Source organism: Actinomyces polynesiensis, from assembly GCF_000820725.1.
In the GTDB taxonomy this organism is placed as follows: Bacteria; Actinomycetota; Actinomycetes; order Actinomycetales; family Actinomycetaceae; genus Pauljensenia; species Pauljensenia polynesiensis.
Genome location: NZ_CCXH01000017.1, coordinates 1 through 4853, shown reverse-complemented (window position 1 = coordinate 4853; position 4853 = coordinate 1). Strand labels below are relative to the sequence as shown.

Below are 4853 nucleotides of genomic sequence, written 5' to 3'. Positions count from 1 at the left end.
CCGCGCGGCACAGGTCGTTGCCGCGCCCACCGGGGAGGGGAACGAGGACGGCCCCGGTGCCGGCGAGTCCCTGTGCGACGGCGGCGACGTAGCCGTCACCACCCAGGGCGGCGACGAGGACGGGTCCGGCGCCGCCCTCGTGGACGGTGCGTGACCCGAGCGCGCGGGCCACCGCGGAGGGGTCGTCGCCGGGCGTGGTGACGGTGACGTCGACCTGCCACCCGCCCGCCCGCAGGATGCGCACCACCCGGGGCCCCACCGAGATCGCGCGGCCACGTGCTGACATCGAGGAGACGAGCACGTGGAGGTGGCGCCGCGACACCGCGGCGCCGAGAGGACCCAGGGTCATGCCCGGACGGTGTCCGTGTAGTCCACGCGGGCGTCGAGCTGGCGCAGCTTGGTGAGGAAGTGCTCGTAGCCGCGCGAGATCACGTCGATGCCCGCCACATTCGAGGTGCCGTCCGCCGCCAGCGCCGCGATCAGGTGGGAGAACCCCCCGCGCAGGTCGGGCACCGTGATGTCGGCGGCATGGAGGGGCGTGGGACCCGAGATGACGGCGGAGTGGAGGAAGTTGCGCTGGCCGAAGCGGCAGGGGGTGGACCCCAGGCACTCCTTGTACACCTGGATCTTCGCACCCATCTTGCGCAGGGCCTTGGTGAAGCCGAAGCGGTTCTCGTAGACGGTCTCGTGGACGATCGACAGGCCGTTCGCCTGGGTGAGCGCCACGACGAGGGGCTGCTGCCAGTCGGTCATGAAGCCGGGGTGCACCGCGGTCTCCAGGGCGATGGACTTCAGCTCCCCACCCGGGTGGTAGAAGCGGATGCCCTCGGAGTCGATGTCGAAGGCACCCCCGACCTTGCGGAAGGTGTTGAGGAACGTGGTCATGTCGGGCTGGTTGGCGCCGAGCACGTGGATGTCACCGTGCGTGGCGAGCGCGGCGGAGGCCCACGACGCCGCCTCGATGCGGTCGGGCAGGGACGTGTGCCGGTAGCCCCTGAGGTGGTCGACCCCCTCGACGCGGATCGTGCGGTCCGTGTCCACGGCGATGATCGCGCCCATCTTCTGCAGGACGTTGATGAGGTCCATGATCTCCGGTTCGACGGCCGCACCCTGGAGTGTGGTGTTGCCCTCGGCGCGCACGGCGGTGAGGAGGGTCTGCTCGGTGGCGCCCACGGAGGGGAAGGGCAGGGTGACCACGGTGCCCCGCAGGCCCTCGGCGGGGCGGGAGATGTGGATGCCGTCGGGCCGCTTCTCGACGGTGGCGCCGAACTTGCGGAGGATCTCCAGGTGGAAGTCGATGGGACGGCCCCCGATGTTGCACCCGCCCAGCTCGGGGATGAAGGCCTCACCGAGTCGGTGCAGGAGGGGCCCGCAGAAGAGGATCGGGATGCGCGAGGCCCCACCCAGGGCGTCGATGTCGGAGCGCCTGGCGAGTTCGACATTGGTCGGGTCGAGTGTCATCACGCCGCGGGACTGGTCGAAGTCCACGCGCACGCCGTGGAGGCCCAGGAGGTCCGAGACGACGTCGACGTCGCGGATGAGTGGGACGTTGCGCAGCTCGGAGGGGCTGTCACCCAGCAGGGCGGCGACCATGGCCTTCGGCACGAAGTTCTTGGCGCCGCGCACCGTGATCGTCCCGATCAACGGATGGCCGCCCTCGACTCGCAGGACAGACGTCATGTGGGGGTGCTCCTGGTGCTCGGGATCGGATTGCGTCCAACTCTAGAGCAGCTCCGTGCGCGGGCACGGGCGGGACCCGTCGTGTGCGTCACGTCGGTGTGCCCGAGCCGACGCTCCCTGCGGACAGGGCGGTACGGACGAGGCCGTGCGGACGAGGGGCGGCAGGAGGAGCTGCGGGCCCCGGCCCGGGGCGGCAGCTGCGACGCGGCCTCAGGGACGCAGGCTCGGGAGCCCCAGGGCGATGGGCCGTGCGGGCACGACCGGCTCCTTGGGGAGGGTCTTCGCCGGCAGGGTCTTCGGCTTGAACGCGGGGCGGGCCGCCTCGAAGTCGGTGATGGCCTGCTCGTCGCGCAGGGTCAGGCCGATGTCGTCGAGGCCCTCCATGAGACGCCAGCGGGTGTAGTCGTCGATCTGGAAGCGGCAGGTGAGGGGGCCGGCGGTGACGGTGCGGTTCTCCAGGGAGACCGTGACCTCGGTGCCGGGCTCGGTCTCGAGGATCTTCCACAGGGACTCGCAGTCCTCCTGTGTGATGACCCCCGCCACCAGTCCCTGCTTGCCGGCGTTGCCGCGGAAGATGTCGGCGAACTTCGGGGCGAGGACCACACGGAACCCGTAGTCCTTCAACGCCCACACCGCGTGCTCACGGGAGGAGCCGGTACCGAAGTCGGGGCCGGCGACCAGCACGGAACCGGAGGCGTAGGACTTCTGGTTGAGCACGAAGTCCGGGTCGTTGCGCCACGCGGCGAAGAGGGCGTCCTCGAACCCCGTGCGGGTGACGCGCTTGAGGTAGACGGCCGGGATGATCTGGTCGGTGTCGACGTTCGACCGGTGCAGGGGCACCCCGATGCCGGTGTGGGTGGTGAACTTCTCCATGGTGGTTCCTGTCCTTCCGTACCGGTCGCTCAGAGGTCCGCGGGGCTGGAGAGGGTGCCGCGCACGGCGGTCGCGGCGGCCACCAGCGGGGAGACCAGGTGCGTGCGACCGCCCTTGCCCTGGCGTCCCTCGAAGTTCCGGTTGGAGGTGGAGGCCGCGCGCTCGCCGGGGCGCAGCTGGTCCGGGTTCATCCCCAGGCACATCGAGCACCCGGCATTGCGCCACTCCGCGCCGAACTCCTTGAAGACGCGGTCGAGGCCCTCGTCCTCGGCCTGGAGACGCACGCGGGCGGACCCGGGCACCACGAGCATGCGCACGCCCTCCGCCTTGTGACGTCCCTTGATGACGGCGGCGGCGGCGCGCAGGTCCTCGATGCGGCCGTTGGTGCACGAGCCGAGGAACACCGTGTCGACGGGGATGTCGCGCATGGGGGTGCCGGCCTCCAGACCCATGTACTCCAGGGCGCGCGCGGCGGCGGTGCGCCTGTTCTCGTCGCCGATGTCGGCGGGGTCGGGCACACTCGCGGACAGTGGCACGCCCTGGCCGGGGTTCGTGCCCCAGGTGACGAAGGGCTCGATGTCGGCGGCCTCCAGGACGACCTCGGCGTCGAAGGTCGCGTCGTCCTCGGAGCGCAGGGTGGACCAGTACTCCACGGCGCGGTCCCAGTCCTCGCCCTCGGGGGCGTGGGGGCGACCCTTGATGTAGTCGAAGGTCGTCTGGTCGGGCGCCACCATGCCGGCGCGGGCGCCGGCCTCGATGGACATGTTGCAGATGGTCATGCGGCCCTCCATGGAGAGCTCGCGGATCGCCTGGCCGCGGTACTCCAGGACGTAGCCCTGTCCCCCACCCGTGCCGATGCGGGCGATGACCGCCAGGATGATGTCCTTGGCGGTGGACCCCGGCGGCAGGGAGCCGTTGACCGTGATCGCCATGGTCCTGAAGGGCTGCAGGGGCAGGGTCTGGGTGGCGAGGACGTGCTCGACCTCGGAGGTGCCGATGCCGAAGGCGAGGGCACCGAAGGCCCCGTGGGTGGAGGTGTGGGAGTCACCGCACACGATGGTCATGCCCGGCTGGGTCAGGCCCAGCTGGGGTCCGACGACGTGGACGATGCCCTGGTCGGCGTCGCCGAGGGAGTGGATGCGGATCCCGAACTCCTCCGCGTTGGAACGCAGGGTGTTGATCTGGATGCGCGAGGTCTCGTCCGCGATCGGCAGGTCGATGTCGAGGGTGGGGGTGTTGTGGTCCTCGGTGGCGATCGTGAGGTCCGGACGGCGCACGGGGCGCCCCGCCAGGCGCAGCCCCTCGAAGGCCTGGGGGCTGGTGACCTCGTGGACCAGGTGCAGGTCGATGTAGAGGAGGTCGGGTGCCCCGTCCTCACCCCGCTTGACGATGTGGTCCGACCAGACCTTCTCGGCCAACGTGCCGCTCATGACCCCTCCTGTGCGACGACACCCCGATGGTGCGTCCCTTGCGTAGTTCTGCGCCCCATGGTTCGCCAGTTCCACGATGTGGAGATTTTGAATCTCAGGGGTTGAGATGCAAGGATCGTGACATGGAGGACGCGACATCCAGTGGAGTGGGAGTCCTGGACAAGGCGGCATTGGTCCTCGGTGCGCTCGAGGCCGGTCCCGCCACCCTTGCCCAGCTGGTTTCGGCGACGGGCCTGGCCCGTCCGACCGCACATCGCCTCGCAGTCGCCCTTGAGTACCACCGCATGGTGGCCCGCGACATGCAGGGTCGATTCGTCCTGGGGCCCCGCCTGCAGGAGCTCGCCTCCTCGGCGGGCGAGGACCGCCTCCTGGCGGCCTCGATGCCCGTGCTCATCGCGCTGCGCGACCACGCCAAGGAGTCCTCGCAGCTCTACCGACGCCAGGGTGACGTGCGCGTGTGCGTGGCTGCCTCCGAACGTCAGATGGGTCTGCGCGACTCGATCCCCGTCGGCGCCACGCTGTCCATGAGGGCCGGCTCCGCGGCCCAGGTGCTCCTGGCCTGGGAGGAGCCCGACCGGCTCCACCGTGGCCTCTACGGAGCCTCCTTCAACGCGACGATGCTCTCCCAGGTGCGACGCCGTGGTTGGGCGCAGTCCGTGGGCGAACGCGAGCCGGGTGTGGCCTCCGTGCCGGCCCCGGTGCGCGGCCCGTCCGGGCGCGTCCTCGCCGCGATCTCCATCTCGGGACCCATCGAGCGCATGGGGCGCCAGCCCGGGCGCCAGCACGGTCCCTCGGTGGTGGCGGCGGCCAACCGGCTCTCGGAGTTCCTGCGGTCTGCGGAGGACCTGACATCTGAGCCGAGGCACTCCG

General features: G+C 70.7%; 5 protein-coding genes. 1 reads left to right on the top strand and 4 read right to left on the bottom strand.

All coding sequences use genetic code 11. The features are described from left to right. The 4 genes from TA90_RS00590 to leuC form a co-directional block, all read right to left on the bottom strand. Positions 1-349: diacylglycerol/lipid kinase family protein (locus TA90_RS00590; protein ID WP_043534092.1), on the bottom strand; the 349-nt coding region annotated here is incomplete at its 3' end. Continuing rightward, positions 346-1680, bottom strand: a complete 1335-nt coding sequence (murA, locus tag TA90_RS00585; RefSeq protein WP_043534091.1) for a UDP-N-acetylglucosamine 1-carboxyvinyltransferase — start codon at positions 1678-1680, stop codon at positions 346-348. The genes TA90_RS00590 and murA, both read right to left, overlap by 4 nt. 210 nt (positions 1681-1890) lie before the next feature. Next, positions 1891-2553, bottom strand: a complete 663-nt coding sequence (gene leuD / locus TA90_RS00580; RefSeq protein WP_043534090.1) for a 3-isopropylmalate dehydratase small subunit — start codon at positions 2551-2553, stop codon at positions 1891-1893. A 29-nt stretch (positions 2554-2582) separates the two neighbouring features. Next, a complete protein-coding gene (gene leuC / locus TA90_RS00575; RefSeq protein ID WP_043534089.1) occupies positions 2583-3983 on the bottom strand; it encodes a 3-isopropylmalate dehydratase large subunit in 1401 nt (466 codons plus the stop codon). A gap of 122 nt (positions 3984-4105) precedes the next feature. Here leuC and TA90_RS00570 point away from each other — a divergent pair. Continuing rightward, positions 4106-4853 (top strand): IclR family transcriptional regulator (locus TA90_RS00570; RefSeq protein WP_074015201.1); only part of this gene is annotated, 748 nt, incomplete at its 3' end.

What these genes read in the sequence shown, in the direction of transcription:
- murA (WP_043534091.1), bottom strand. Translation starts at nt 1,680, where the DNA reads ATGACGTCTGTCCTGCGAGTCGAGGGCGGCCATCCGTTGATCGGGACG.
- leuD (WP_043534090.1), bottom strand. Translation starts at nt 2,553, where the DNA reads ATGGAGAAGTTCACCACCCACACCGGCATCGGGGTGCCCCTGCACCGG.
- leuC (WP_043534089.1), bottom strand. Translation starts at nt 3,983, where the DNA reads ATGAGCGGCACGTTGGCCGAGAAGGTCTGGTCGGACCACATCGTCAAG.